22 protein-coding genes and 2 pseudogenes are annotated in these 26,769 nt (G+C 74.0%); 10 read left to right on the top strand and 14 right to left on the bottom strand.

Annotated elements, in window-relative coordinates; translation table 11 throughout:
• Positions 1-81 precede the first annotated feature (81 nt).
• On the top strand, positions 82-1,548 hold the full coding sequence (locus ABZ883_RS29840) for a regulator (protein ID WP_360911499.1): 1,467 nt from the start codon (positions 82-84) through the stop codon (positions 1,546-1,548).
• A 51-nt stretch (positions 1,549-1,599) separates the two neighbouring features.
• Here the strand turns inward: ABZ883_RS29840 and ABZ883_RS29835 are convergent.
• The 3 genes and pseudogenes from ABZ883_RS29835 to ABZ883_RS29825 all read right to left on the bottom strand — a co-directional run.
• Positions 1,600-1,728, bottom strand: a pseudogene (locus ABZ883_RS29835) (oxidoreductase); the annotation flags it as partial.
• A gap of 88 nt (positions 1,729-1,816) precedes the next feature.
• Complete coding sequence (locus tag ABZ883_RS29830) at positions 1,817-3,103, bottom strand: NAD(P)/FAD-dependent oxidoreductase (protein ID WP_360911496.1); 1,287 nt, start codon at positions 3,101-3,103, stop codon at positions 1,817-1,819.
• A 110-nt stretch (positions 3,104-3,213) separates the two neighbouring features.
• Entirely contained in the window at positions 3,214-4,116 is a 903-nt protein-coding gene (locus tag ABZ883_RS29825; protein WP_360911494.1) for a TIGR01777 family oxidoreductase, read from the bottom strand.
• A gap of 49 nt (positions 4,117-4,165) precedes the next feature.
• On the opposite strand from ABZ883_RS29825, the gene ABZ883_RS29820 reads away from it, so the two are divergent.
• A complete protein-coding gene (locus ABZ883_RS29820; RefSeq protein WP_360911492.1) occupies positions 4,166-4,651 on the top strand; it encodes a GNAT family N-acetyltransferase in 486 nt (161 codons plus the stop codon).
• Between the two features lie 43 nt (positions 4,652-4,694).
• Here ABZ883_RS29820 and ABZ883_RS29815 read toward each other — a convergent pair whose 3' ends face one another.
• From ABZ883_RS29815 to ABZ883_RS29790, 6 genes are all read right to left on the bottom strand, one after another.
• The gene (locus tag ABZ883_RS29815) at positions 4,695-5,210 is read right to left on the bottom strand and encodes a DUF4240 domain-containing protein (protein ID WP_360911491.1); all 516 of its coding nucleotides are present in this window, start codon (positions 5,208-5,210) and stop codon (positions 4,695-4,697) included.
• Positions 5,211-5,359: 149 nt separating this feature from the next.
• Complete coding sequence (locus ABZ883_RS29810) at positions 5,360-6,481, bottom strand: WYL domain-containing protein (protein ID WP_360911489.1); 1,122 nt, start codon at positions 6,479-6,481, stop codon at positions 5,360-5,362.
• A gap of 328 nt (positions 6,482-6,809) precedes the next feature.
• Positions 6,810-8,555 carry a 2-oxoglutarate dehydrogenase, E2 component, dihydrolipoamide succinyltransferase gene (gene sucB / locus ABZ883_RS29805; RefSeq protein ID WP_360911487.1) on the bottom strand — a complete coding sequence of 582 codons (1,746 nt, stop codon included), beginning with the start codon at positions 8,553-8,555 and terminating at the stop codon, positions 6,810-6,812.
• Between the two features lie 51 nt (positions 8,556-8,606).
• A complete protein-coding gene (lpdA, locus tag ABZ883_RS29800) occupies positions 8,607-9,995 on the bottom strand; it encodes a dihydrolipoyl dehydrogenase (RefSeq protein WP_360911484.1) in 1,389 nt (462 codons plus the stop codon).
• Between the two features lie 341 nt (positions 9,996-10,336).
• Entirely contained in the window at positions 10,337-11,851 is a 1,515-nt protein-coding gene (locus tag ABZ883_RS29795) for a leucyl aminopeptidase (RefSeq protein ID WP_360911483.1), read from the bottom strand.
• Positions 11,852-12,004: 153 nt separating this feature from the next.
• Entirely contained in the window at positions 12,005-12,811 is an 807-nt protein-coding gene (locus tag ABZ883_RS29790; RefSeq protein WP_360911481.1) for an adenosylcobinamide-GDP ribazoletransferase, read from the bottom strand.
• Between the two features lie 68 nt (positions 12,812-12,879).
• Between ABZ883_RS29790 and ABZ883_RS29785 the strand changes: the two genes are divergently transcribed.
• On the top strand, positions 12,880-13,617 hold the full coding sequence (locus ABZ883_RS29785) for a hypothetical protein (RefSeq protein ID WP_360911479.1): 738 nt from the start codon (positions 12,880-12,882) through the stop codon (positions 13,615-13,617).
• Between the two features lie 1,045 nt (positions 13,618-14,662).
• Here the strand turns inward: ABZ883_RS29785 and cobT are convergent.
• On the bottom strand, positions 14,663-15,706 hold the full coding sequence (gene cobT, locus ABZ883_RS29780; RefSeq protein ID WP_360911477.1) for a nicotinate-nucleotide--dimethylbenzimidazole phosphoribosyltransferase: 1,044 nt from the start codon (positions 15,704-15,706) through the stop codon (positions 14,663-14,665).
• A gap of 40 nt (positions 15,707-15,746) precedes the next feature.
• Positions 15,747-16,958, bottom strand: coding sequence for a bifunctional adenosylcobinamide kinase/adenosylcobinamide-phosphate guanylyltransferase (locus ABZ883_RS29775; RefSeq protein WP_360911475.1), 1,212 nt, complete (start codon positions 16,956-16,958; stop codon positions 15,747-15,749).
• A gap of 69 nt (positions 16,959-17,027) precedes the next feature.
• Here ABZ883_RS29775 and ABZ883_RS29770 point away from each other — a divergent pair, with 69 nt between their 5' ends.
• Positions 17,028-17,234 (top strand): hypothetical protein, encoded by a 207-nt coding sequence (locus ABZ883_RS29770; RefSeq protein WP_360911473.1) that lies wholly within the window; start codon positions 17,028-17,030, stop codon positions 17,232-17,234.
• Between the two features lie 90 nt (positions 17,235-17,324).
• Here the strand turns inward: ABZ883_RS29770 and ABZ883_RS29765 are convergent, their stop codons facing one another.
• The 3 genes from ABZ883_RS29765 to ABZ883_RS29755 all read right to left on the bottom strand — a co-directional run bounded on the left by ABZ883_RS29765 (position 17,325) and on the right by ABZ883_RS29755 (position 19,856).
• A complete protein-coding gene (locus tag ABZ883_RS29765) occupies positions 17,325-18,347 on the bottom strand; it encodes a trypsin-like peptidase domain-containing protein (RefSeq protein ID WP_360911620.1) in 1,023 nt (340 codons plus the stop codon).
• A 118-nt stretch (positions 18,348-18,465) separates the two neighbouring features.
• Positions 18,466-19,215 (bottom strand): methyltransferase domain-containing protein, encoded by a 750-nt coding sequence (locus tag ABZ883_RS29760; protein WP_360911618.1) that lies wholly within the window; start codon positions 19,213-19,215, stop codon positions 18,466-18,468.
• Between the two features lie 47 nt (positions 19,216-19,262).
• Entirely contained in the window at positions 19,263-19,856 is a 594-nt protein-coding gene (locus tag ABZ883_RS29755; RefSeq protein WP_360911471.1) for a DUF3043 domain-containing protein, read from the bottom strand.
• Between the two features lie 196 nt (positions 19,857-20,052).
• On the opposite strand from ABZ883_RS29755, the gene ABZ883_RS29750 reads away from it, so the two are divergent.
• The 6 genes and pseudogenes from ABZ883_RS29750 to ABZ883_RS29725 all read left to right on the top strand — a co-directional run bounded on the left by ABZ883_RS29750 (position 20,053) and on the right by ABZ883_RS29725 (position 26,760).
• Complete coding sequence (locus tag ABZ883_RS29750) at positions 20,053-20,850, top strand: PspA/IM30 family protein (RefSeq protein WP_360911469.1); 798 nt, start codon at positions 20,053-20,055, stop codon at positions 20,848-20,850.
• A gap of 44 nt (positions 20,851-20,894) precedes the next feature.
• Positions 20,895-21,173, top strand: coding sequence for a hypothetical protein (locus tag ABZ883_RS29745; RefSeq protein WP_360911467.1), 279 nt, complete (start codon positions 20,895-20,897; stop codon positions 21,171-21,173).
• A gap of 137 nt (positions 21,174-21,310) precedes the next feature.
• Positions 21,311-22,507 carry a histidine kinase gene (locus tag ABZ883_RS29740; protein WP_360911616.1) on the top strand — a complete coding sequence of 399 codons (1,197 nt, stop codon included), beginning with the start codon at positions 21,311-21,313 and terminating at the stop codon, positions 22,505-22,507.
• Positions 22,508-22,539: 32 nt separating this feature from the next.
• Positions 22,540-23,205: a response regulator transcription factor gene (locus ABZ883_RS29735; RefSeq protein ID WP_360911465.1), complete on the top strand. Its 666-nt coding sequence runs from the start codon at positions 22,540-22,542 to the stop codon at positions 23,203-23,205.
• Between the two features lie 12 nt (positions 23,206-23,217).
• A pseudogene (locus tag ABZ883_RS29730) lies at positions 23,218-23,522 on the top strand (hypothetical protein); the annotation flags it as partial.
• A gap of 94 nt (positions 23,523-23,616) precedes the next feature.
• A complete protein-coding gene (locus tag ABZ883_RS29725) occupies positions 23,617-26,760 on the top strand; it encodes an efflux RND transporter permease subunit (protein ID WP_360911463.1) in 3,144 nt (1,047 codons plus the stop codon).
• The last annotated feature ends 9 nt before the right edge of the window (positions 26,761-26,769 follow it).

Here is a 26,769-nt window from a genome sequence, read left to right as displayed (position 1 = left end):
CTGGTAGTGAGCGTCTCGGCACAGAACGTTACATTCGCGCCGTTCTGCAGATAGCCCGGAAGGCAGGGGACCGCACCACTGATGTCCGACCGTTCCTCGCAGCGCCCCCCCAACCGCCAACTCGCGGCCCTCATCGCCGAAGCCGGCTTCTCCAACGCGGGACTCGCCCGCCGCGTGGATCAGCTCGGCATCGAGCACGGGCTCGACCTGCGGTACGACAAGACCTCCGTCACCCGCTGGCTGCGCGGCCAGCAACCGCGCGGCACCACCCCCGCGCTCATCGCCGAGGTCTTCACCCGGCGGCTCGGGCGGCGGCTGTCCGCCCACGACCTCGGCCTCGACGCCGTGGCCCCGGTCTACGCGGGACTGGAGTTCGCCGCCTCCCCCGAGGAGGCCGTGGAGATCGTGTCCGGGCTGTGGCGCAAGGACACCGGCAGCCAGGCCGACCTGCGCAAGATCGCCTTCACCCCGGCCGGCCTGGTCGTCCCCAGCCGCGACTGGCTCATCGGGCGCGCCGACGACCGCGTCGGGCGCAGCGCCGACCCGGGCCCCGCGGCCGGCGGCGTGCCCCGGCTGCCCGCCCAGCGCACCCGCGGCGACGCGGCACCCCAGGTGCCGGGAGGCCCGGGCGGGAACCGGGTCACCATGGGCGACCTCGCCGCGCTGCGCTCCGTCGGCGAGCTCTTCCGCTCCCTGGACAACGCCTTCGGCGGCGGCCACGCCCGCCAGGCCCTCGTGCGCTACCTGGAGCACGAGGCAGAACCGATGCTGCGCGGCAGCTACGGCGAGACCATGGGCCGCCGGCTGTTCGCCGCCGTCGCCGACCTGACCCGGCTCGCCGGCTGGACCTCGTACGACATCGGCGCCCACGGGCTCGCCCAGCGGTACTTCGTGCAGTCGCTGCGGCTCGCCCAGGCGGCCGGCGACCGGGTCTACGGCGGCTACGTGCTGGTCACCATGAGCCGCCAGGCGGTCTACCTCGGGCACGGCCGCGAGGCCGTCCAGCTCGCCCGGGTCGCCCAGCAGGGAGTGGGCAGCGCGGCCCCGCCCGTCGTCCAGGCGCTGCTGCACGCGGCCGAGGCCCGCGGGCACGGCCTGCTCGGCGAGGTCCGGGCATGCACCGCGGCGCTCGTGCGCGCCGAACGCGCCCTGGAGGCCGCCCGCGCCGGGGACGACGTCCCGTCCTGGGCCCGCTTCTTCGACGAGGCGCAGCTCGCCGACGAGTTCGGCCACTGCCACCGCGACCTCCAGCAGTACCGCGCCGCCTCCCAGCACGCGGAACGCTCCCTGCAACTGCGGCCCGCCGCCTACGCCCGCAGCCGGCTGTTCTGCCGCACCGTGCTCGCCACCGCCCGCCTCGGGCTCGGCGAGGTCGACGCGGCCTGCGCGCTGGGCGCCGAGGCCATGCAGGCCGCCGTCGAGATGCGCTCGGTGCGCGCGCTGGAGTACGTGCGGGACTTCGGCCGCCGCCTCGACGCGCACCGCGACGCGTCCTCGGTGCGGGCCTTCCACGACCGGGCGGCGGCCCTCGGGGTGCTGGTGGGGTGAGGCGTGCCGGCCGGCCCCGGGGCATTGCTCCCCGGGGCCGGTCGGACGGGCTCAGGCGGCCAGGGGCTCGGTGCGGGACCCGGGGTGCAGGCCCACGTCGCGCAGCAGCCGCTGTGCCGCGCGGCGGCCGGACAGCATGGCGCCCTGCACCGTGCTGGTGTCCCGGTGGTCGCCGCAGACGGATCGGGCCGCGGCCCTCGGGGTGCTGGTGGGGTGAGGCGTGCCGGCCGGCCCTGGGGCATTGCTCCCCGGGGCGGGCCGGACGGGCTCAGGCGGCCAGGGGCTCGGTGCGGGACCCGGGGTGCAGGCCCACGTCGCGCAGCAGCCGCTGTGCCGCGCGGCGGCCGGACAGCATGGCGCCCTGCACCGTGCTGGTGTCCCGGTGGTCGCCGCAGACGTACAGCCCCTGGAGTATGCGCACCGGGCGGCGCAGATCGTGCGGTGCGGGCATGGCGGGCACGGCCTCCGGGTCGTGGTGGACGGCCAGCAGCCGCCAGCCCGCGGTGGAGGTGCCGTAGAGCTCGGCGAGGTGGGCGCGCACCGCGTCGTCGTCCGGGTCGGGGACGGCCGCGGCACCGAGCAGCACCGAGGTCACCAGCGTCCGGCCGGCCGGCGCGCGGGACGGGTCGACCAGGCTCGCCGGGAGCGAGTGCGACACCGGCCCGCGCCGGTCCGCGTCCAGGACGAGCGCGGCCTCCCGCAACGGCGCGGTGGGGGCCGCGTGGTGGACCACGGTGACGGCGTGGAAGTCCGGCACGCGCAGCCCCGGCAGCAGCTCGGCCGCCGCGCGGGCCCCGGTGGCCACCACCACGGCCCGGCACGGCAGTTCCTCCTTCTCCTCGGTCAGCACCGCGTTGGTGGAGGCCGCCACCGCGCGGGTGCCCAGCCGCAGTGAACCCTCCGGCAGCGCGCCCGCGAGCTGCCGCGGCAGGGCCTCGGCACCGCCCGCGGGCAGGCAGGTGCGGCCCAGGGCGAAGGCCCGCAGCACCAGGTCGGCGCAGCGGCTGGACGTTGTCAGCCAGGGGTCGCACAGCAGCGCGGAGAGCAGCGGCCGCAGGTACCCCTCGACCGCGCGGGGGGCGAACCCGCGCGAGGCGAGCGCTTCGGCGGCCGTCGTCTCGGGCCGCTCCAGGAGGCGTTCGACCGGGGTGTCGGCCAGACGGTGCAGGGCCGCCCGCAGCCGGGCCTTGTCCAGCGGCGATCCCAGCGGGGCGCGGGCCGCCGCCAGTGCCCCGCGCGGGTCGCCGACGCGGTAGCCGCGGCCCGCGGCCCGCACCAGGACGGCGGGGGAGAACGGCCGCAGCTGGAGGTCGTCCAGACCCGGCGTGCGGAGCAGCTCCGGGTAGGAGGTGTTGAGCAGTTGCGGGCCCCGGTCCAGCAGGAAGCCGTCCACCTCGTCGGTGGCCATGCGCCCACCGGCCCGGTCGGCGGCCTCCAGGACGGTCACGCGGAGCCCTGCGCTGATCAGATGATGCGCTGCCGACAGACCGGCCACGCCGGCCCCGATCACGCATACGTCCGTTGAAGAACCGGTAGAGCGTGCTGTTGAGAGCACGTTGCCCCTCCCCGAGGTCGGCACGTTTCCCCGCTCGCGTCAGCTGGCGCTGGAAGCGTCATGCCCAGAACTTCCCCAACTGATGCCGCCCGAGGGCCGCCTGGTGGCATTCAGTGCCTCTCGTCGGCCAGTGCCGCGCGGATCGCCTCCTCGATGCCGGGGTGCGCGAAGACGAACCCGGTGTCGAGCAGCACGCGCGGCACGGCCCGCGTACTGCCGAGGATCTCGGTGGAGAACTCCCCGACGACGGTGCGCAGGACGGCCGCGGGGACCGGGAACAGCGCGGGCCGGCGCAGCACCCGGGCCATGGCGGCGGTCACCTCGGCGTTGGTCTGCGGCTCGGGCACGCACATGTTGACCGGCCCGGCGACCGTGTCGTGGTCGATCATGTGGCGCAGTGCCGCGACCTGGTCGCGCAGCGAGATGAAGCTCCAGTACTGCCGCCCGCTGCCCAGCCGTCCGCCCACTCCCGCCTTGAACAGCGGGAACAGCCGCCCCCACGCGCCGCCCCGGCCCGAGACGACCAGGCCCGTGCGGGCGAACGCCGTCCGGATGCCCGCGTCCCGCGCCGGGGCCGCGGCGGCCTCCCAGTCGCGGCACACGCCGGGCAGGAAACCGTCCCCGTAGGGGGCGCTCTCGTCGACCCTGCGGTCGCCGGTGTCCCCGTACGCGGTGATCCCGGACCCGCTGACCAGGACGCGCGGCGGCGCGGACAGCGCGGCGAGCGCTCCGGCGAGCGTCGCGGTGCCGCGCACCCGGCTGTCGTGGACGGTCCGCTTGTACGCCGGGGTCCAGCGATGGTCGCCCACCCCCGCCCCCGCGAGGTTGACCACGGCCTCGACGCCCTCCAGGGCCGCGCTGTCGATCCCGCCGCCCTCGGGGTCCCAGCGCGCCTCGTCCGCCGCGGAGGGCGGGCGCCTGACGAGGCGTACGACCTCGTGGCCGTCGGCGAGCAGGGAGCGGACGAGGGCGGAGCCGATGAGCCCGGACGAGCCGGTGATGGCGATGCGCATGAGGACATGGTCGCGTGCCGGCACGCCCCGTTGTGGCAGGGTGACGCTCATGTCCGGGATACGTGTGCGCGCCGCCCTGCTCTCCGACGACCCCGTCCTCGCCCGGCTGGACCGCGCCACGTGGTCCACACTGCACGCGGTGACGCCCCCGCCGCACGAGCACGGGGACTTCTTCGACGGGCGCTCCGGCCCGGACGCGTACCTGGTCGCCGAGGTGGACGGGCGGACGGCCGGATACATCCGGTTCGTGCCGCCGACGCCGCTGGTCTCCAACGGCCATGTACGGCAGATCCAGGGCTTGGCGGTCGACACCTGGGCCCGCGGCCGCGGCGTCGGGCTCGAACTCGTCATGGCGGCGCTGGAGGCCGCCCGCGGGCAGGGCGCGCGGCGCATGACGCTGCGCGTACTGGGCCACAACACTCCGGCGCGGCGGCTGTACGAGGCGGCCGGCTTCGCGGTCGAGGGCGTCCTGCCCGGGGAGTTCCTGCTGGACGGTGCCTACGTGGACGACGTGTGCATGGGGCGGGCGCTGTGACGGCCGGCCCGGCCGCCGTCGCGACCGGTGCCGCGCGGGAGGCTCAGCCGAAGCGCTCCCACAGCCGCGGGAAGCGCTGCGCCACCGCGTCCGCGTTCTCGAAGTCGACGTAGACGCCCTCCGGCTCGGCCGGCTGCGGCGACAGGTCCAGATCCGGCAGCCGCACCCCGGTCAGCTGCTCGTACGCCTCGTCGGCCGCGTACCCCAGGTCCTCGGCGTCGCCGTCCACCTCGGGGTCGAAGTCCGGGGCCAGCTCCGCCAGCGCGTCCGGGTCGTGCACCGCGCCCTCGAAGACATGCCGGCCCTGCCCGATCAGCCAGCACCGGAAGAAGTCGAACGCGTCGTCACCGGCCCCGCCCAGCATGAGATCCGCGGCGCCCCACACGTCCCACCGGTACGCCCGGTTGAAACGGCTCTCGAAGTGCCGCGCGAAATCGACGACGGACTCCGGGTCGAGCTGCGTCAGCCGCTCCACCAGCAGATCGGCGTGCTCCTCCGGGTCCCCGCCGGCCGCCGTCCGGGTACTGTCGACGATCTCCCAGAACTCCGTCTCGTCCATCACCGCTCCAGCATCCTGTCTGGGGCCTGCCCCCGCACGCGGAGAGACGCGGATGCGCCCGTGTCGTGACGTTACTCGCCCCGCGCGGGGGCCTGTGCACGCGGGTGTTGACGCCGCCGCCGGGACGGGAGTTGACGGGGCGGCGGGGGTCAGCCGGCGTAGGCCGCCGCCATCGCGCGGGCGGCCTCGGCGAAGCGGGCGCGCAGCGGGGCGGGGGAGAGGAGCTCGGCGCCGGGGCCGAGGGCGAGGAGCTGGTGGTAGGCGACGTCGAGGGACTCCACGGCCAGGGTGACGGTGACGCGGCCGTCGGCGCCGGGCGGCGCGGCGGCGGCCAGGGCGTCGCGGGCTGCGGCCGCGTCGGCGACGTACGGCAGGTGCCGGGCGCCGTCCGGGGTGAGCCGCAGCACGACCTCGGCACGCAGCACGGAGCGGGCGAACGCGGCCGCCCGCGCCTCCCAGAACGCGGGCAGGTCGAACGCCGGGTCCCTGACGAACCGTTCGGGCAGGACGTCGACGGCGCTGAACCGGTCCACCCGGTACACCCGTACCGCCCCCTCGGCCGACGTGGCCTTCTCGGGCCCCTCGGCCTTCTCGGTCCACTCGGCCGCTTCAGGGTGCGCGGCTGCCTCGGCTCCCTCGGTCCGATCGGCTGTCTTGGCCTTGTCGGCTCCCTCGGTCTGCGCAGCCTCCGCGGCCCCCCGCGCCCCGTTCGCCCGCGCGACCGTGTACCAGACGCCGGCCTTCAGCACGAGCGCGTACGGTTCCAGCTCCCGTGCCACCTCCGTGTCCGCGCGCCGGTACCGTGCCCGCAGCCGGCGGTCGCCCCACACCGCCTCCGCGAGAGCGGGCAGCAGCGGTGGCGTGGCCGGTTCCTGCCACCACCCGGGCGCGTCCAGGTGGAAGCGCTGCGCGGCGGTCCGGGGGGCGTCCCGCAGTTCGGGCAGCAGCGCGGCCGACACCTTCAGCCGCGCCGCCGATCCCGCGTCGTGCAGCCCCATCGCCTCCAGCGCGGCGGGCACCCCGGACAGGAACAGCGCCTCCGCCTCGGCGCGGCCGAGCCCCGTGAGCCGGGTCCGGTAGCCGTCCAGCAGCCGGTAGCCGCCGGCGCGCCCGCGCTCCGCGTACACCGGGACGCCCGCCTCCGACAGGGCCAGCACGTCCCGGCCGACCGTCCGCTCGGAGACTTCCAGGGCCCCGGCGAGTTCGGCCGACGTCATCGAGCCGTGGGACTGCAGGAGGAGGACGAGGTGGATCAGCCGGGCCGCGCGCATGCCGTCGAGGCTAGGCCCTCGGTCCGACACCGCGGCGGGGCCGGCCCGGGACGTCCGGGCCGGCCCCCGGGGGCCCGCTGCGCGCGCCTCGGCGCGGGGGGAAGGTCGACGCAGCGCGCGACCCGCAAGGGCGCGGAGGCCACTGAGGGGGGCGGTTGCCTCCCCGCCCTTGCCGGCGGTGCATGGTGGCCATGCCCCCTCCTGTACGGACGCCGCGCCCCAACCACTCACCGCGGCGCGGGATTTCCCCGGGAAACGGCCGAGGCCCCAGCCTGGGAAGGGGCTGGGGCCTCGGCCGTCGTGCGGTCCCGCGACGACGTGCGGTCGGTCAGAGACCGAGGTCGCCCTCGAACTCGCCGGCCTCCAGGCGGGCCTTGACGTCGTTCAGGTAGCGGGCGGCGTCCGCGCCGTCGACCAGCTGGTGGTCGTACGACAGGGTCAGGTACGCCACGTCGCGGATCGCGATCGTCTCACCCAGGTCCGGGTGGTTGATCACGATCGGGCGGCGCACGGTGGCGCCGATGCCCAGCTCGGCGACCTGCGGGAAGTTCACGATGATCGTGTCGAACAGCGCACCGCGCGAACCGGTGTTGCTGATCGTGAACGTGCCGCCGGACAGGTCGTCCGGGCTGATCTTCTTGTTGCGGACCTTGCCGGCCAGCTCGGCGGTCTTCTTGGCGATGCCGGCCAGGCTCAGGTCGCCGGCGCCCTTGATGACCGGGACCATCAGGCCCTGCTCCGAGTCCACCGCGATGCCCACGTTCTCGACGTCGTGGTAGGTGACGGTGCCGTCCTCGTTGATCTTGGCGTTGATGACCGGGTGGGCCTTCAGCGCCTCGGCGGCGGCCTTGACGAAGAACGGCATCGGCGAGAGCTTGACGCCCTCGCGGGCCAGGAAGGACTCCTTGGCCCGGGCCCGCAGCTTCATGATCTTGGTGACGTCCACCTCGACCACGGTCGACAGCTGCGCCTGGCTGTGCAGGGCCTTCATCATGTTCTCGGCGATGACCTTGCGGATGCGGGTCATCTTGACGGTCTGCCCGCGCAGCGCGGCAGCGGCGGCCGGCACCGTGACACCCGCGGACGGGGCGGGCGCGGTCGGCGCGGCGGCGGCGGCCTTGGCGGCCTCCGCGGCGGCCAGGACGTCCTGCTTGCGGATCCGGCCACCGACGCCGGTGCCCTTGAGCGAGGCCAGGTCCACGCCGTTCTCGGCCGCGAGCTTGCGGACCAGCGGGGTCACGTACGCGCCCTCGTCGGTCGGCGCGGTGGCCGAGGGGGCGGCGGCCGGAGCCGGAGCCTGCGGGGCGACCGGGGCGGGAGCCGGGGCGGGAGCCGGAGCCACCGGGGCCGGGGCGGCCACAGGGGCGGGCGCCGGAGCCGGAGCGGCCACGGGAGCCGGGGCCGGGGCGGGAGCCGGAGCGGCGGGAGCGGCGGCCGGGGCCACGGCACCGGCCGCACCGATGACGGCGAGCTTGGCGCCGACCTCGGCGGTCTCGTCCTCGCCGACCAGGATCTCCAGCAGGGTGCCGGCGGCGGGCGACGGGATCTCGGTGTCGACCTTGTCGGTGGAGACCTCGAGCAGCGGCTCGTCGGCCTCGACGGTCTCGCCGACCGACTTCAGCCAGCGGGTGACGGTGCCCTCGGTCACCGACTCGCCCAGCGCCGGCAGGAGCACCGGGGTGCCCTGGGCGGCACCGGCCGGGGCCGGAGCGGGAGCGGCGGCCGGGGCAGCGGCGACGGGCGCCGGAGCCGGAGCCGGGGCCTCCTGCACCGGAGCCGGCGCGGGGGCGGGCTGCGCGGCGGCGGCCGGGGCGGGGGCGGCAGCGGGGGCGCCCGTGCCGTCGTCGATGACGGCCAGCTCGGCGCCGACCTCCACCGTCTCGTCCTCGGCCACCTTGATGGACGAGAGGATGCCCGAGGCGGGCGCCGGGATCTCGGTGTCGACCTTGTCGGTCGACACCTCGAGCAGCGGCTCGTCGGCCTCGACGCGCTCACCCTCGGCCTTGAGCCAGCGGGTGACGGTGCCCTCGGACACGCTCTCGCCGAGCGCCGGCAGGGTTACGGAAACCGCCATGGTTTCGGTTGCTCCTAACGATCTGTGCGGATTGGTCTGCGTGTCCGTGGATCAGTCGTGCGCGTGCAGCGGCTTGCCGGCCAGCGCCAGGTGGGCCTCGCCGAGCGCCTCGTTCTGCGTCGGGTGGGCGTGGATGAGCTGGGCGACCTCGGCGGGCAGGGCCTCCCAGTTGTAGACCAGCTGGGCCTCGCCGACCTGCTCGCCCATACGGTCGCCGACCATGTGGACGCCGACCACGGCGCCGTCGCGGACCTGGACGAGCTTGATCTCGCCGGCCGTCTTGAGGATCTTGCTCTTGCCGTTGCCGGCCAGGCTGTACTTCAGGGTGACGACCTTGTCGGCGCCGTACAGCTCCTTGGCCTTGGCCTCGGAGATGCCCACGGAGGCGACCTCCGGGTGGCAGTACGTGACGCGCGGCACGCCGTCGTAGTCGATCGGCACGGTCTTCAGACCGGCCAGCCGCTCCGCGACGAGGATGCCCTCGGCGAAGCCGACGTGGGCGAGCTGGAGGGTCGGGACCAGGTCGCCGACCGCGGAGATGGTGGGCACGTTCGTGCGCATGTACTCGTCGACGAGGACGTAGCCGCGGTCCATGGCGACCCCGGCCTCCTCGTAGCCCAGGCCCTGCGACACCGGGCCGCGGCCGACGGCGACGAGCAGCAGCTCGGCCTCGAACTCCTTGCCGTCGGCGAGGGTGACCTTGACGCCGTCGGCGGTGTACTCGGCCTTGGAGAAGAAGGTGCCGAGGTTGAACTTGATGCCGCGCTTGCGGAAGGCGCGCTCCAGCAGCTTGGAGCTGTTCTCGTCCTCGACCGGCACGAGGTGGGGCAGGCCCTCGACGATCGTGACGTCGACACCGAAGGACTTCCACGCGGACGCGAACTCGACGCCGATGACGCCGCCGCCGAGCACGATGGCGGACTTCGGGATCCGGTCCAGGACCAGCGCGTGGTCGGACGAGATGATCCGGTTGCCGTCGATGGCCAGGCCCGGCAGCGACTTCGGCACGGAACCGGTCGCCAGGAGCACGTGGCGGCCGGTGTAGCGCTGGCCGTTGACGTCCACCGTGGTCGGGGAGGACAGCCGGCCCTCGCCGGTCACGTAGGTGACCTTGCGGGAGGCCACCAGGCCCTGCAGACCCTTGTACAGGCCCGCGATCACGTCGTCCTTGTACTTGTGGACCCCGGCGATGTCGATGCCCTCGAGGGTGGCCTTGACACCGAACTGCTCGGCCTCGCGGGCCTGGTCCGCGATCTCACCGGCGTGCAGCAGAGCCTTCGTGGGGATGCAGCCGCGGTGCAGGCAGGTGCCGCCGAGCTTGTCCTTCTCGATCAGGGCGACGTCCAGACCGAGCTGCGCCGCGCGCAGCGCTGCGGCGTAGCCGCCGCTACCGCCACCGAGGATCACTAGGTCGAAAACGGTGCTGGCGTCGTTCGCCACGTCACGTCCTCCATGCATGGATACGCCGGAGCCGGTCCGTCATGACCGGGCGGCGGCTTTTGTTCGGCCGCTTCTGTTAAACGGGGCCCTGTCGTGCCGAGACAACATCTTCGCACTTGTTCGGGGCGGACGAGGCACCGGGCCGGGGTGTGAGACGTACGGAACGTCCCTGGCCACGACTACTCACCGGTATCCCGTGCGAAATACGGCAGCACTTGGTCCCTTTGCTCGCTCTTGGCGAACGCGTACGGCCCCGGATGCCATACCCGGGGCCGTACGGAATGTGCCGAGGCTTACACCTCGGCCTGCGCAGTCGGCTGCGACCGGCCGCGACGGGACGGTTACTGGAAGAGCTCGCCCTCGGCGGCCTTCTCGGCCAGCCGCACCAGGGTGCGCACGGCGGAGCCGGTACCACCCTTGGGGGTGTAGCCGAACGGGCCGGACTCGTTGAAGGCCGGGCCCGCGATGTCCACGTGGGCCCAGGTGATGCCCTCGCCGACGAACTCCTTCAGGAACAGGCCGGCCGCCAGGCCGCCGCCCATCCGCTCGCCCATGTTCGCGATGTCGGCGGTGGCGGAGTCCATCGCCTTGCGCAGGTCGGCCGGGAGCGGCATCGGCCAGGACTGCTCGCCGACCTCGCCCGCCGTCTCGTGCACCGCGGTGCGGAAGTCGTCGTCGTTGGACATGACACCGAAGATGCGGGTGCCCAGCGCCAGCACCATGGCGCCGGTCAGGGTCGCCACGTCGATGATCGCGTCCGGGGTCTCCTCCGAGGCGCGGGTGATCGCGTCGGCCATGACCAGGCGGCCCTCGGCGTCGGTGTTGAGCACCTCGACGGTCTTGCCGCTGTACATCCGCAGCACGTCGCCCGGGCGGGCGGCGGCGCCGGACGGCATGTTCTCGGCGAGCGCGAGCCAGCCGGTGACGGTGACGGGCAGGCCCAGGCGCGCGGCGGCGACCACGGTGGAGAACACGGCGGCGGCACCGCTCATGTCGCACTTCATGGTCTCGTTGTGACCGGCCGGCTTCAGGGAGATGCCGCCCGAGTCGTAGGTGATGCCCTTGCCGACCAGCGCGAGGTGCTTCGCGTCACGGCCCTTGCCGCCATTGTGGACGATCTTCACCAGGCGCGGCGGGTTCGCCGAGCCCTGGCCGACGCCCATGATGCCGCCGTAGCCGCCCTTGACGAGCGCCTTCTCGTCCAGCACCTCGACCTTGAGGCCGTACTCCTTGGCGGCCTCCTGCACGAAGGCGGCGAAGGCCTTGGGGGTCAGGTCGTTCGGCGGCATGTTGATCAGGTCGCGCGAGCGGTTGACCTCCTCCGCGACGACCGTGGCACGCTCGGCGGCCGCCTTGTAGGCCTTGTCGCGCGGCTTGGCACCGACCAGCGCGACCTCGGTCAGCGGCGCCTTGCCGTTGCCCGCCTGGTACGCGGTGTACGCGTACGCACCCAGCAGCGCGCCCTCGGCGACCGCCTGGGCGGCCGCCGCGTCCTCCACCGGCAGCGCGAGGGCGGCCTTCTTGGAGCCGGCCAGGGTGCGGGCGGCGACACCGGCCGCCTTGCGCAGCACCTCGGTGTCGAAGCCGGCACCGTCCGCGGGGGCCTCGCCGAGGCCGACCGCCAGCACGACCGGGGCCTTCAGGCCGGCCGGGGCGGGGAGCTTGGTCACCTCACCCTCAGCGCCCGAGGCGCCCAGCGTCTCGAGCGTCGCGGCGAGCCTGCCGTCGAAGGCCTGGTCGACCGCCTCCGCGCCGGGGGCGACCTCGGGGCCCTTCGTCCCCTTGGTCACGCCGACGACGACGGCGTCCGCGCGCAGCGCCGCGGCGGAGGAGGTGCTGAGAGTCAGTGCAGTCACGGTGATGAAGATCCTGTTCCTTCGAAGGCCCGAACTTCTTGGCACCGGGCAACGCCCGGCGGCGCGGGGCTGGGGGTGCAGGACCGACCTTACGCTCACTCCTGACACTTCCGCCCACGGCGTGCGCCCCCGGGCCGAAGGCGCGGGTTTTCCCTACCCGGTGGCCCCGCCCGCGGCCAGCACGACGAGGGCCGCGGTGCCCGCCGTCTCGCACAACGCGCCGAAGACGTCGCCCGTGACACCGCCCAGCCGCGCCCGGCAGCGCCGCAGCAGCAACTCCCCCGCGCCCAGGGCGATCAGGGCCGCGGCGGCGAACTGCGCCGCGGCGTACGGGCCGAACGGCAGCCCCGCAGCGGCGCAGAGCACCACCACCGCGGCGGCCACCCCCCACGCCGCCCGCGCCGGGACCGCCCCCGCCACCGCCGCGCCCAGTCCCTCCGGCCGGGCCGCGGGCACGCCGTCCCGGCAGGCGAGCGTCATGGCGGTGCGGGCCGCCACCGATGCCACCGCGAAGCCGGCCGCCCCGCGGGTCCACGACGTCCCGTACGCCCCTGCCACGGCGGCGACTTGGCCGATCAGGACCAGCACCAGGGTGAGCACGCCGAACGGTCCGATGTCCGACTGCCGCATGATGCGCAGCGCGTCCTCGGCGGGCCGGCCGCTGCCCAGGCCGTCGGCGGTGTCGGCGAGTCCGTCCAGATGCAGTCCCCGGGTGAGCGCGGCGGGCACCGCGACCGTGCCCGCGGCGGCGAGCAGCGGTCCGCAGCCGAGCAGCAGCAGCGCCCCGCCGGCGGCCGCCCCGCACAGCCCGACGACCAGGCCCGCCAGGGGCGCCCACACCATCCCCGCCCGCGCCGCCGGGCGGTCCCAGCGGGTGACCCGCACGGGCAGCACGGTCAAGGTGCCGAAGGCGAACCGCAGTCCGTCGGCGGGGGTCGCGGCGGCGCGGCTGGCGGTCATGGCGTGCAGGGTAACGGCCGCCCCCCGACCGTATAGTGCGCATACCAGGCCGAACGGGAGCAATCGGTATGAGCGACTGGTGGTACCGCAACATCATCGAGCCGGGAAAGCTGCCACTGCTCCTCGCCCTCTTCGCCTTCGTCGCGACCTTCGTGATCACGCGGACCATCACCCGCCTGATCCGCGCGGGCAAGGGCCCGTTCCGGAACATCTCCTCGGGCGGGACGCACATCCACCACGTGGTGCCCGGCATCATCCTCATGACGATCGGCGGCTTCGGGGCCGTCGCCGCCTCGGCGCAGGGGTTCGGGGCGGGGCTGGCGGCGGTGGTCTTCGGCATCGGGGCGGGGCTCGTACTGGACGAGTTCGCGCTCGTGCTCTACCTGGACGACGTGTACTGGAGCGAACGCGGCCGCAAGAGCGTCGAGGCCGTCGTGATCACCTTCTCGCTGGTGCTCATGCTGCTCGGCGGGCTCGCCCCCTTCGCGGTCGACTCGCTCTCCGCCGACCAGCAGCAGAACCGCCTCGCGGCGATCGCCACCATCGTCGTCAACTTCCTCTTCGTCCTGGCCGCCCTGGTGAAGGGCAAGTTCCGCACCGCCGTCGTCGGCGTGTTCGTACCCTTCGTCGCCCTCGTCGGCGCGCTCCGGCTGGCCCGTCCCGACTCCCTGTGGGCGGAGCGCCTGTACGGACGCCGCCCGAAAGCCGCACGCCGCGCCGAACTGCGCGCCGCCAAGCACGCCGCCCGCTGGCGCGCCCCCACCCGCCGCCTCCAGGACTGGCTCGGCGGCTTCACCGAACGCTGACGTGTGCTCCGCCCGGGCCTTCCCGCCCCACAGGCCGGTCCCTTGCGCCTGCCGCAGGCGCCGGCGGCCATGCCCAGGCCCCGTCGTCCCCCCGCTCGCGGCGGAGCGTGGCCGCCCGACGCGCGGGTGCCTTGCGCCCGGCCGGTACGGCGACTTGCACCGCCCCCGGCGCGCGGCAGGGTGCGGGCCGCTGTGCCACGGCCCGGTGTCCGGCCCGCGGCATACGCGGCTACCCGACCGGCTGGTTCCGTGCGCCTGGCGGGTACGGCGCTGTGAACGGTTCCCGGGGCGCGGCTCCCGGTGTGGCCGCGTACGGCAGTTGCGGGCCGCGGGTGCCATGGGCGTCGCGGTCGCGCGTGTGCCCCGGAGGTCCCGGCGGGCTCGTCCCTTCCGCCCGGCCGGTACCGCGAGAGGAACGGCCACCGGCCTGCTCGGCTTCCGGTCGCAGTGCGTGCGGGCCGGCGTGCCCCAGGCCGCGCGCGTGCCCTGGTCTTTCCGGCGCGCAGGAGCGTGTCCGGCCGACGGGGTACCGGCGTGCTCGGCTCCCGGCCGCAGTGCGTACGCGATGGTTTGTCCCGGTCTTTCCGGCTCGCTGCTGAACACGACTGTCCGACCGGGTCGTTCCTTGCGTCTGCCGCAGGCCCCGTCGTTCCCCGCACGCGGCGGAGCGTGGCTGCCCGACGCACGAACTGTCCCGCCGCGCGGCAGGGTACGGCCGCCGTGCCGCGGCAGTGCGTCCAGGCCTGCGGCGTACGCGGCCGCCCGACGGGCTGGTTCCGTGCGCCTGCCCAGTACGGCTCGAACTGCCACCCGCGCCCGCTCCCGGCCATGCCACGCGGGCCGCCGGGGTCAGAGGGTCTCGGACAAGGCCGTGCGGAGTGTCGCGGCGCCCCCCCGTGTACCGGTCTTTGCGGCCCGCAGTGGGAGGAGGCTGCCCGACGGGGCTGCCCCATCGCCCCGGCCGGTACGGCGGGACGACCCGCCGCCCGGCGCGCGCGGCAGGCCGCAGACAGCCTGTCCCGGGTAGGCGGCGGGACGCCGGGCGTCAGGGGCGTTCGGGGAGTTCCGCGGAGAGTGCGGCGGCAGCCTTCAGCAGGGGGAGCACCAGCAGTGCGCCCGTGCCCTCGCCGGCGGTCACCTTCAGGTCCAGCTGCGGTTCGATGGACAGCCGGTCCAGCGCCTTGGCCTGCCCCGGCTCCCCGCTGGTCTGGCCGGCCAGCCACCAGTCCGGCGCCCGGAAGGCGATGCGCTGGGCGACGAGCGCGCACGCCGCCGACACCACGCCGTCCAGGACCACGGGCAGCTTGCGCACCGCCGCCTGGAGCAGGAAGCCGGTGATCGCGGCCATGTCGGCGCCGCCCACCGCGGCCAGGAGCTCCAACTGGTCGCCCAGGACCGGCCGCGCCCGGCGCAGCGCGTCGCGGATCGCCGCGCACTTGCGCATCCAGGCCACGTCGTCGATGCCGGAGCCCCGGCCCGTCACCACGGAGGCGTCCGTGCCGCAGAGGGCGGCGATCAGCACGCCGGCGACCGTGGTGCCGCCGACGCTCAGATCGCCGAGCAGGACCAGGTCGGTGCCGGAGTCCGCCTCCTCGTCGGCGACGGCCATGCCGGCGCGGAACGCGGCCTCGGCCTCCTCGGCCGTCAGCGCGTCCTCGACGTCGATCCGGCCCGAGCCGCGCCGCACGCGGTGCGCCGTGACGTCGGCGGGCAGGTCCTCGGCCGGGGCGTCGACGCCGACGTCCACCACCCGGACCGCCGCGCCGTACTGACGCGCCAGCACGTTCACCGGTGACGCACCGTCGAGGACGGCGCGGACCAGGTCCACCGCCGTGCCCTCGGGGCGCGCCGACACCTTGAGTGCCGCCACGCCGTGGTCCGCGGCGAACAGCACGGCCTTGGGGTGTTCGATCGGCCGCACGGTGGCCGCGCTCTGCGCCGCGGAGAGCCACTCCGCGAGCTCGGCCAGATTGCCCAGCGCCCCTGCCGGGCGCACCAGGCGCTGCCAGCGGTCGTGCGCGTCACGGCGTACGCCGGCGTCCGGGCGCTCCACGAGGGAGGCGAAGTCATCGAGATTCAGGCCGCTCACGGGATCGAACACTACCGTTACGGCGGGCCCCGCGCCGAGGTCAGCCCCGCAGCGTCAGCGCCTGTCCGGCCACGACCAGCAGCACGTGCTCCGACTCGGCGGCCACCATCGCGTTCAGGCGGCCCAGTTCGTCACGGAAACGGCGGCCGCTCGCGGTGGCCGGGACCACGCCGGAGCCCACCTCGTTGCTGACGGCGACCACGGTGCGCCGGGTGGCGCGCCAGGCCGCGGTCAACTCCTCGACCCGCTCGCGCAGTTCGCGTTCGCCGCCGGCCGCCCAGTGTGCGTCGTCCCAGGCCCCGGCCTCGTCCATGGCGTGGGTCAGCCACAGCGACAGGCAGTCGACCAGCAGCGCCGGACCGCTGTCCCGGGCGAGCAGCGGCACGAGGTCGCAGGTCTCCCGCGTCCGCCAGGTGCCCGGCCGGCGTTCACGGTGCAGCGCGACGCGCCGCGCCCACTCCGGGTCCTCGTCCCGCGTACCGCCGGTGGCCACGTACAGCACGTCGGGGAAGGCCGACAGCCGCCGCTCGGCCTCCGCCGACTTGCCCGAACGGGCGCCGCCCAGCACAAGGGTGCGGCGCGGGAGGTCCGGCACCTCGTGGAAGTCGCCGACGGTCAGCGTCGTCCCGTCCGGCACCGTGCGGGCACCCAGTGCCGCCAGCCGGCGGCGCGTCTCCGGGCCGGGGGGCACCGCGTGGTCCAGGTGCACGGCGACCACGTCCGTGGTGCCGGTGACCGCCCCCGCGGCGCGCAGCCGGGCCAGCGCGTCGGGCCGCGCCACGACGTCCAGCAGCACGGTCCCGTACGGCCGTTCGGTCTTCGCCGGTTCCGCGAGTCCCGCGGGGCCGCACTCCGGCGGCAGGTACAGCAGCCGTTCGCCCCCCGGCGCCGTCACCTCGTACCCGGCACCGGGCGCGTCCACCGGCACCGACCGCACCCTGTGCCCGGCCGGCAGTGTCAGCTCCTGCCCGGCGGGCAGCCGCGCCGGTGCGGGCAGTCCCGGCGGGATCTCCACCGCGGGCCCGTCGTGCGGATGCGACAGCAGCACCTGGCGCACCGCGGTCAGCGAGTGCCCCGAACGGGCGGCGGCCAGCGCCACGCCGGGCGTCAGATCGAGCAGCAGCACCCCGTCCACGAGAACGGAGGTCGCCGCCCGCGCCCGCTCGCCCACGGCCACCGCGCACGCCGCGCACGGGCAGCCGGGCAGCGGCAGGCCGTCGGGGCCCCCGGTACCGAGAAGTGTCAGTTCCACGTCCCGATTCTTTCGCGTCCGCGCACGCTACGCTGCCGGGCAGGCACCCCCTGGGACGAGGAGACGGACATGGCGTGGACCTGGCGTTTCGAGAAGACCGACGGCACGGAGGTCGCACCTGCCGTCGAGCCCGAGGAGTTCACCACACAGGGCGACGCCGAGTCCTGGATCGGCGAGGTCTGGAAGGACCTGCTCCAGGGCGGCGCCGACCAGGTCGTCCTCTTCGAGGACGCCACCAAGATCTACGGCCCCATGAGCCTGCACGGCGACGAGTAGCCCGCGACGGCGACGACCGCGGCGTGGAGGGCGCGCCATCGCGCCCTCCACGCCGCGGTCTGCAGGGTTGAGCCGGGTCCGCCGGCTCCGTCAGAGCTCGCCCAGCGTCACCTCGACCGTCTTCTCGTTGCCGTCGCGCACGAAGGTGACGTCCACCTTCTTGCCCGGAGCGGACGGTGCCAGGGCCTCGGACAGCGCCTGGGAGGTCTGGATCTGGGTGTTGCCGACGCCGATGATGATGTCGCCGGGCTGGATGCCCGCCTTGTCGGCCGGGCCGCCCTTGACGACGGAGATGACGGCGACGCCGGCCGGGCTGAAGTCCGGCCCGAGCACGGTGCGGCCGGTGACGCCCAGGGCGGCGCGCCCGGACGAGGTCACCTTGCCGTTCTTGATGATCTGGTCGGCGATGCGGGTGATCGTCGACGCGGGGATGGCGAAGCCGATGCCCGGCGCCGAGTTGTTCCCGCTGCCCGAACTCGGGTTGACCGCGCCGAGCGTGGGGATGCCGATGATCTCGCCGGACAGGTTGACCAGCGCCCCGCCGCTGTTGCCCGGGTTGATGGGCGCGGAGGTCTGCACGAGGTTGGCGATGGTGGCCCCGGGCGCGCCGCCGGACGCGGTCTCGGTGACGGTCCGGCCCAGCGCGGAGACGATTCCCTGGGTCACGCTGCCGCTGAGCCCCAGCGGGCTGCCCATGGCGAGCGCGATCTGCCCCACCTCGACCTTGGAGGAGTCCGCGAAGCGGACCGCGCGCAGGTCGGACGGCGGCTTGTCGAGGGCGATCACCGCGAGGTCCTGCTCGGGGTAGCTGGCGACCAGCGTGGCCTTCTGCGGCTCGTTGCCGTTGGCCAGGGTCACCTGGAAGGTGGTGTTCTTCCCGACGACATGGGCGTTGGTGACGATGTGGCCCTTGGTGTCGTAGACGATGCCGGAGCCGAGCTCCTCCGAGGTCGTGATCTGCACGACCGAGGGCAGCACGTTCTTGACGACGTCCTGGTAGTTGTCCTGGAGGTCGCGGGCGCCGGACGCCTCCGAGACCTCCGGTGCCGCCGAGGTCTTCGCCGCGGGGGACTGGGGGGAGGAGGGCGAGCCGGAGGTGCATCCGGCGAGCATCGCAAGTGTCGCGGTCGCCGCGCACAGGGCCCCGAGCGTGCGCCGGGAGGCAGGCAGGGAAACGGTCATGCCGGAAGTGTCGCTTTTGGCGCACTCCGTGGCGTGTAGCCCGCCCCGGTCAGTCCCGTACGCCGCACAGATGCAGCAGTGCCGCCACCGATCGGTACGGATCGGTGCGCCCGGCGAGCTCCTCGGCCGCGAGCAGTTCCTCCGGCACCTCGGCGGGCGTGTCGCCGTCGGCGTCCGGAGCGGTGTCGGTGAAGACCCGTACCCCGTACCAGGCGTGCAGCGGCGCCCCGATGCCGCTGAGGGTGGCGGTGAGGGCCGCGCGCCGGTCGGCGCGGGCGGTGACCCCCAGCCGGTTGGTGTACGTGGCGGGGCCGCCCGAGAGCGCCGCCAGCGCGGTCGGCCAGTCGCCCTGCAGCCCGGGGCGCATCGCCAGTGCGTCGGCGTTCCGCACCAGCAGGGAGAGCAGCCCGCCCGGGGCCAGGACGCGGGCCAGCCCGGCGAGCATCGGGTCGGGCTCGGGCACGTACATGAGCACCCCGTGGCAGAGCACCACGTCGAAGGTGCCGGGCCCGAAGTGCCGACCGGTCTCCCGGCCGTCGCCCTCGATCAGCGTGACGCGCTCGCGTATGCCCTCGGGTTCGACGGCCAGCGCCCCGCGCAGCGCGCCCGCCATCGCGGGATCGGCCTCCAGCCCGGTGACGAGGTGGCCGGCGCGGGCCAGCCGCAGGGCCTGGGTGCCCTGGCCGGGGCCGACGTCGAGGACGCGCAGCCGCCGCCCGACGGGGAAGCGGGCCGTGATCTGCTCGTCGAGCTGACGGGCCACCAGCTCCTGACGCACGGTGTTCCGGAGCCCGCCCAGGCCGTCCAGCCAGCGGCCGGCGACGGAGGCGAACCCGCCGTCCGCGCTCAGAACTGCTTGGTGCCGCGCTTGACCTGCGGCTTGGGCAGGCGCAGGCGGCGCATCTGGAGGGACCGCATCAGCGCGTAGGCGACGGCACCCCGGGTGTTCTGGCCCGGGAAGCGCTGGGCCAGCCGGCGGCGCAGCAGGAGCCCGCTGACGGTCGAGTCGACGACGATCATCACGATCACCACGAGCCACAGCAGCAGCGAGAGGTTCTTCAGCGCCTCGTTCTGCACGACGCTCAGCACCAGGATGACCACGGCCAGCGGCAGGAAGAACTCGGCGGCGCGGAAGCGGGAGTCCACGTAGTCGCGGGCGTACTTGCGCACCGGGCCCTTGTCGCGCACGGGCAGGTAGCGCTCGTCGCCGTTCATCAGCGCCTCGCGCTGCTTGTTCATGTCGGCGCGCCGGGCGTCGCGTGCCTGCCGGGCCGCCGCCTTGCGGTCGCCGGGAGCGGTCACGACCTTGCGCCGCTGCGACTGCGCCTCGCTGCGCTTCGGGGTCGGCCGGCCCTTGGGGGCCTGGGGGTCACGGGTCTGCTGGTCCTCGACCACCGTGGTGGCTGAGGCCTGCTCATCTTGGGAACGACGTCGGAACACAACACCAAGGTTACGTGGTCCCCGGCCGGACCCCCAGCCCCCCACCTACTCCCTGGGCCTGAGGTCACCGAACCGTGATCGTTCTCAAGGATGAGCGCATCCGCAACAGAACAGTGGGGTAATGGAACCACGCCCCGTACTGTGGGGTCTGTAGATGGTGTGCCGGCCAGCCGACTGAAGGGGGCGCGCGAGGCCCATGAGCGGTGTCATGAAGCGGATGGGGATGATCTTCCGCGCGAAGGCCAACAAGGCCCTTGACCGGGCCGAGGATCCGCGCGAGACCCTCGACTACTCGTACCAGAAGCAGCTGGAGCTGCTGCAGAAGGTGCGCCGGGGGGTGGCGGACGTCGCGACGTCCCGCAAGCGTCTGGAGCTGCAGCTGAACCAGCTGCAGCAGCAGTCCGCGAAGTACGAGGACCAGGGCCGCAAGGCGCTCGCCCTGGGCCGTGAGGACCTGGCCCGCGAGGCGCTGTCGCGCCGGGCCGCGCTGCAGCAGCAGGTCACCGACCTGGAGACGCAGCACCAGACCCTGCAGGGCGAGGAGGAGAAGCTCACCCTCGCCGCCCAGCGGCTGCAGGCCAAGGTGGACGCCTTCCGTACCAAGAAGGAGACCATCAAGGCCACCTACAGCGCCGCCAAGGCCCAGACCCAGATCGGCGAGGCCTTCTCCGGCATCTCCGAGGAGATGGGCGACGTCGGCCTGGCGATCCAGCGGGCCGAGGACAAGACCGAGCAGCTGCGCGCCCGCGCGGGTGCCCTGGACGAGCTGCTGGCGTCCGGCGCCCTGGACGATCCGACCGGCATCGCCAAGGACGACATCCAGGCGGAGCTGGACCGGCTGTCCGGCGGCAGCGACGTCGAGCTGGAACTGCAGCGCATGAAGGCCGAGCTCGCCGGGGGTTCCCCGCAGCAGGCCATCGAGAGCGGGCAGCCCGGCCAGCCGGGGCGGCAGCAGGCGCAGCCCCAGGACCAGCCGCGTTTCGACAAGCAGTGACCACCGGTGGGACGAAGCGTTGAGGCACCCCTGAGGAGGGCGTCGTGATCGTGAGGATCATGGGGGAGGGCCAGGTGACGGTGGACGAGAGCCACCTCGCCGAACTCGACAAGCTCGACGACGAGCTCCTGGCCGAGATGGAGAACGGCGACGAGACCGCGTTCCGGCGCACGCTGACCGCGCTCCTCGACGCGGTCCGCGGGCTCGGCACACCGCTTCCCGACGACTCCCTGGAGCCGTCCGAACTGATCCTGCCGGGCCCGGACGCCACCTTGGAGGAGGTCCGGGCGATGCTGTCCGACGGGGGCCTCATCCCCGGCTGACTCCGGCCGCCCGGTCCATCGGGCGGTCTCCCGCAGATCGGCGCACCCGGCCCGTGCCCCGGCCCCGGTTCCGTACCGGACCGGGGCACGGCCGTACCGCCGGGCCCGTACCGTTGGTGAGCGTGCAGCATCGTTCCATGCGGGACCGGGCCCGCCTGTGGCCGACGGCCCACCCCGTCGCCCTCGACGCCGGACTGGCGGCCGCGGTACTGGCGATCATCCTCGGCAACATGTTCGTCGGACCGCACGCGGAGCGGTACAACGCCTCCGTCACCGACATCGTGCTCAGCGTCGTCGCCTGCGCCGCGCTGCTGCTGCGCCGCCGCAGCCCGCTGGGCGTGCTGGTGTTCACCGGCGCCGTCACCGTGGTCTACCTGCTCACCGCGAGCGGCGACAGCCGGGGCCCGGTGGCGGGTGCCGTCATCGTCGCGCTGTACTCCGCCTCCGCCCGCACCGACCGCGCCACCACGTTCCGCATCGGGCTCGCGTCGTGCCTGGTGCTGACCGCGGTCGCCATGCTCTTCGGGGCCAGGCCCTGGTACTCCGCCGAGAACTTCGCCCTGTTCGCCTGGTCGGGCATGGCCGCGGCGGCCGGGGAGGCCACCCGCAGCCGGCGCGCCTACATCCTCGCCGTCGAGGAGCGGGCCGAACGCGCGGAACGGACTCGCGAGGAGGAGGCCAAGCGGCGCGTGGCGGAGGAGCGCATGCGCATCGCCCGCGAACTGCACGACGTGGTCGCCCACCACATCGCCCTGGTCAACGTCCAGGCGGGCGTCGCCGCACACGTCATGGACACCCGGCCCGACCAGGCCAAGCAGGCACTCGCCCACGTCCGGGAGGCCAGCCGCTCCGCCCTGGACGAACTGCGCGCCACCGTCGGACTGCTCCGCCAGTCCGGCGATCCCGCGGCGCCCATGGAACCCGCGCCGGGGCTCGGCGTCCTGGACCAGCTCGTGGACGGCTTCCGCCGCGCCGGCCTGCCGGTCGACGTGGCCGAGGACGGTGCCGGGCCGCTGCCGGCGACCGTCGACCTGACCGCCTACCGGTTGATCCAGGAATCGCTGACCAACGTCCACAAACACGCCGGCCGGGGCGCGCGCGCCGAGGTGCGGATCGCCCGCGCCGCGGGCGCCCTGGAGGTCACCGTCGTCGACCGGGGCGGCCGTCCCCCCGCGGTCCCCGCCCCCGCCGGCCCCGGCGGCGGACACGGCCTCATCGGCATGCGCGAGCGCGCCGCTGCGCTCGGCGGCACCTGCGAGGCCGGTCCCTGCCCGGACGGCGGGTTCCGCGTGCACGCCCGGCTGCCGCTGGCCGTGACCGCCGCGGGAGCGTGAGGGCGGCCGGCGGGCAGTGGGAGGATGCCCCCATGATCAGGGTGCTGCTCGCGGACGACCAGGCGCTGCTGCGGGGCGCGTTCCGCGTCCTCGTGGAGTCCGAGCCGGACATGGAGGTCGTCGGGGAGGCCTCCGACGGCGCGGAGGCGATCGCGATGGCCCGCAGCACGCGGGCCGACGTCGTCCTCATGGACATCCGGATGCCCGGGACGGACGGCCTGGCCGCGACCCGGGCGATCACCGGCGAGGAGGACCTGGTGGGGGTGGCGGTGCTGGTGCTGACCACCTTCGAGGCCGACGAGTACGTGGCCCAGGCACTGCGGGCCGGGGCCGCCGGCTTCCTCGGCAAGGGCGCCGAGCCCGACGAGTTGCTGGGCGCGATCCGTACCGTCGCGGCCGGGGACGCGCTGCTGTCGCCGTCCGCGACGAAGAGTCTGATCGCCCAGTTCCTGGCCCAGGCCGGTACGCCCGCCCGCCCCGCGCCCGAGCTGGACGCGCTCACCGCCCGCGAGCGCGAGGTGCTGATCGAGGTCGCGATGGGCCTGCCGAACGACGAGATCGCCGAACGCCTCGGCGTGAGCCCGCTCACCGTCAAGACCCATGTGAACCGCACCATGGCCAAGCTGGGCGCCCGCGACCGTGCGCAGCTGGTCGTCGCGGCGTACGAGTCCGGCCTGGTCCGCCCGGCCGGGCGCTGATCGCCGGGCGTGATCCGTACCGTCGCCGCCGGGGACGCGCTGTCGTCGCCGTCCGCGACGAAGAGTCTGATCGCCCAGTTCCTGGCCCGGGCCGGCCTGTCCGCCCCGCGCCCGAGCCGGACGCGCTCGCACTCGCCGAACGCCTCGGCGTGAGCCCGCTCACCCGCACCGTGGCCGAGCCGGGCGCCCGCGACCGCGCGCAGCTGGTCGTCGCGGCCTACGAGTCCGGCCCGGTGCGCCCGGCCGGGCGCCGACTACGCCCGGCGCCGTACCGCAGCCGCAGTACGCCGCAGCCGCACACCACGACCTCGGGCTGAGGAAACCCCCCTTCCGGACAGGAGAGGGTGGGGTGGTCTGATGACAAAGTCCTTGAATCCGCATCCTCTGACCCAGAGAAGAGACCGCACCACGATGTCCTGGCTGTCCAGAATCAGCCTCGCCCAGCGCGCCCTGATCGCGCTCATGGCCGTGGTCGCCGTCGTATTCGGCGCGATCGCGATACCTTCGCTCAAGCAGCAGCTGCTGCCCTCCATCGACCTGCCCATCGTCTCGGTGATCACGACCTTCCAGGGTGCCTCGCCCGACGTCGTCGAGAAGCAGGTCGTCGAGCCGATCGAGGACGGCATCAAGGGTGTCGACGGGATCACCGGCATCACCTCGACGGCCGGCGAGGGCTCGGCCGTGATCATGGCCCAGTTCGACTACGGCAACGACAGCGACAAGCTGGTGGCCAACGTCCAGCAGGCCGTGAACCGGGTCTCCTCGCGTCTGCCGGAGGCCGCGGACCCGCAGGTCATCGCAGGTTCCACGGACGACATCCCGACCGTGGTGCTCGCCGCCACCTCCACCGGCCTGGACCAGCAGGCGCTGGCCGACGGCCTGGACCGCTCCGTGGTCCCGGTCCTCCAGGACATCGACGGTGTCGGCCAGGTCACGGTCACCGGCGTCCAGGACCGGATCGTCACGGTCACGCCGGACGACGCGAAGCTCGCCAGGTCCAAGATCGGCTCCCTCGCCGTGATGCAGGCGCTCCAGGCCGGCGGCCACCCGGTGCCCGCGGGCTCCTTCGACGAGAACGGCAAGAGCCGCACCGTCCAGGTCGGCGGCGAGTACGCCTCGCTGGACGAGATCAAGGACCTGCGCGTCCCGACGACGGACGGCAAGCCCGTGCGCCTCGGTGACGTCGCCACCGTCGTCGAGAAGCCGGACGTCACGGACTCCATCACGCGGACCGACGGCAAGCCGAGCCTCGGCATCGCCGTCACGATGACCCAGGACGGCAGCGCCGTCGCGGTCTCCTCGGCGGTCAAGGACAAGCTGGCGGACATGGAGCGGGACCTCGGCAAGGGCGCGAAGCTCACCGTCGTCAGCGACCAGGGTCCGGCGGTCTCCAAGTCGATCCACGGCCTGACCACCGAGGGCCTGCTCGGCCTGCTCTTCGCGGTCCTCGTCATTCTGGTCTTCCTGGCGTCGCTGCGCTCGACGCTGGTGACCGCGCTCTCCATCCCGCTGTCGGTCGTGCTGACGCTGATCGTGCTGTGGACCCGCGACCTGTCCCTCAACGTGCTCACGCTGGGCGCGCTGACGATCGCCATCGGCCGGGTCGTCGACGACTCCATCGTGGTGCTGGAGAACATCAAGCGGCACCTCGCCTACGGCGAGGAGAAGCACGCGGCGATCATCACCGCCGTGCGCGAGGTCTCCGGCGCGGTCACCGCCTCCACGCTCACCACGGTCGCCGTCTTCCTGCCGATCGGCCTGGTCGGCGGCCTGGTCGGGGCGCTGTTCGGCTCCTTCTCGCTGACCGTGGCGGCGGCGCTGCTCTCCTCGCTGCTGGTGTCGCTGACGGTCGTGCCGGTGTTCTCGTACTGGTTCCTCAAGCCCCCGGCCGACGCCGGCACGGTGGACCCGGACGAGCTCCGCCGTGCGGCCGAGGCGAAGGAGGCCGGCAGCCTCCTGCAGCGGCTGTACGTCCCGGTGCTGCGCTTCGCCACCCGTCGCCGCATCACCAGCATCGTGATCGCGGTCGCGGTGCTGTTCTGCACCCTCGGCCTGGTCCCGTTGCTGAAGACCAACTTCTTCGACCAGGGCGACCAGGACACCCTGACGGTCAAGCAGCAGCTCGCGCCGGGCACCAGTCTGACGACCTCCGACGCCGCGGCCGGCAAGATCGAGAAGATGCTCGGCAGCATCGACGAGATCAAGGACTACCAGGTCACCGTCGGTTCCTCCGGCTTCCTCGCGGCCTTCGGCGGCGGCACCGGCGCCAACCAGGCCAGCTTCCAGGTCCGTCTGAAGGACGCCGGTGACACCACCGCCGCCCTGGACAAGATCCGCTCCGGCCTGAAGGCGCTCGACGGTGTCGGCACGACCTCGGTCTCCGCGGGCGGCGGCTTCGGCAGCCAGAACCTGTCGGTCGTGGTGAAGGCCGCCGACGGCGACACCCTCGCCAAGGCCGCCGAGCAGGTCCGCGCCGCGGTGGCCGGACTGGACGACGTCACCGACGTCAGCAGCGACCTCGCGCAGTCCGTGCCCCGGATCGAGGTCCACGCCAAGCAGGCGGAGGCGGCGAAGTACGGCCTCAACGACACCACGATCGGTGCCGCCGTCACCCAGGCCGTGAAGGGCACGACCGTCGGCAAGGCGGTCCTGGACGACACCGAGCGCGATGTGCGGGTCACGTCCGAGCAGGACACCACGACGCTGGCCGGCCTCAAGGCCCTCGTCATCCCCACCCCCGCGGGCCCGGTGAAGCTGGACAAGGTCGCCGACGTCGTGGAGGCCCCCGGGCCGGTGCAGAAGACCCGGATCGACGGCGCGCGGGCGGCGACGATCACGGCGACGCCGACGGCCGACAACACCGGCGCCGTCAACACCGCCCTGCAGGCGAAGATCAAGGCGCTCGACCTCCCCAAGGGCGCGACCGCCGCGATCGGCGGCGTCTCCTCGGACCAGGGCGACGCGTTCTCGGGGCTGGCGCTGGCGATGCTCGCCGCCGTCGCCATCGTCTTCATGCTGCTGGTCGGCACCTTCCGCAGCCTGATCCAGCCGCTGGTGCTGCTGGTGTCCATCCCGTTCGCCTCGACCGGCGCGATCGGCCTGCTGCTCGTCACCGGCACCCCGCTGGGTGTGCCGTCGCTGATCGGCATGCTGATGCTCATCGGCATCGTGGTGACGAACGCGATCGTGCTGATGGACCTCATCAACCAGTACCGGGCGCAGGGCTACGGCGTGGTGGAGGCGGTCATCGAGGGCGGCCGGCACCGTCTGCGGCCGATCCTGATGACCGCGCTCGCGACCATCTTCGCGCTGCTGCCGATGGCCCTCGGGGTCACCGGTGAGGGCGGTTTCATCGCCCAGCCGCTCGCCGTGGTCGTCATCGGCGGTCTGCTGTCGTCGACGCTGCTCACGCTGCTGCTCGTGCCGACCCTCTACACGATGGTCGAGCTCCGCAAGGAGCGGCGGGCCAAGCGCAAGGCGCTCAAGCGGGCCGCGAAGTCCGACGGTCCCGGCGCGGGCGAGGCCGAGCCGACGCCCGAGCTGACCAAGGTCTGAGACCTGTGA

Origin of the sequence: Streptomyces sp. NPDC046977 (genome assembly GCF_040644455.1) — a bacterium.
GTDB lineage: Bacteria > Actinomycetota > Actinomycetes > Streptomycetales > Streptomycetaceae > Actinacidiphila.
The sequence above is the reverse complement of the archived record's forward strand: the minus strand, read 5'-3'. Positions and strand labels throughout refer to the sequence as shown.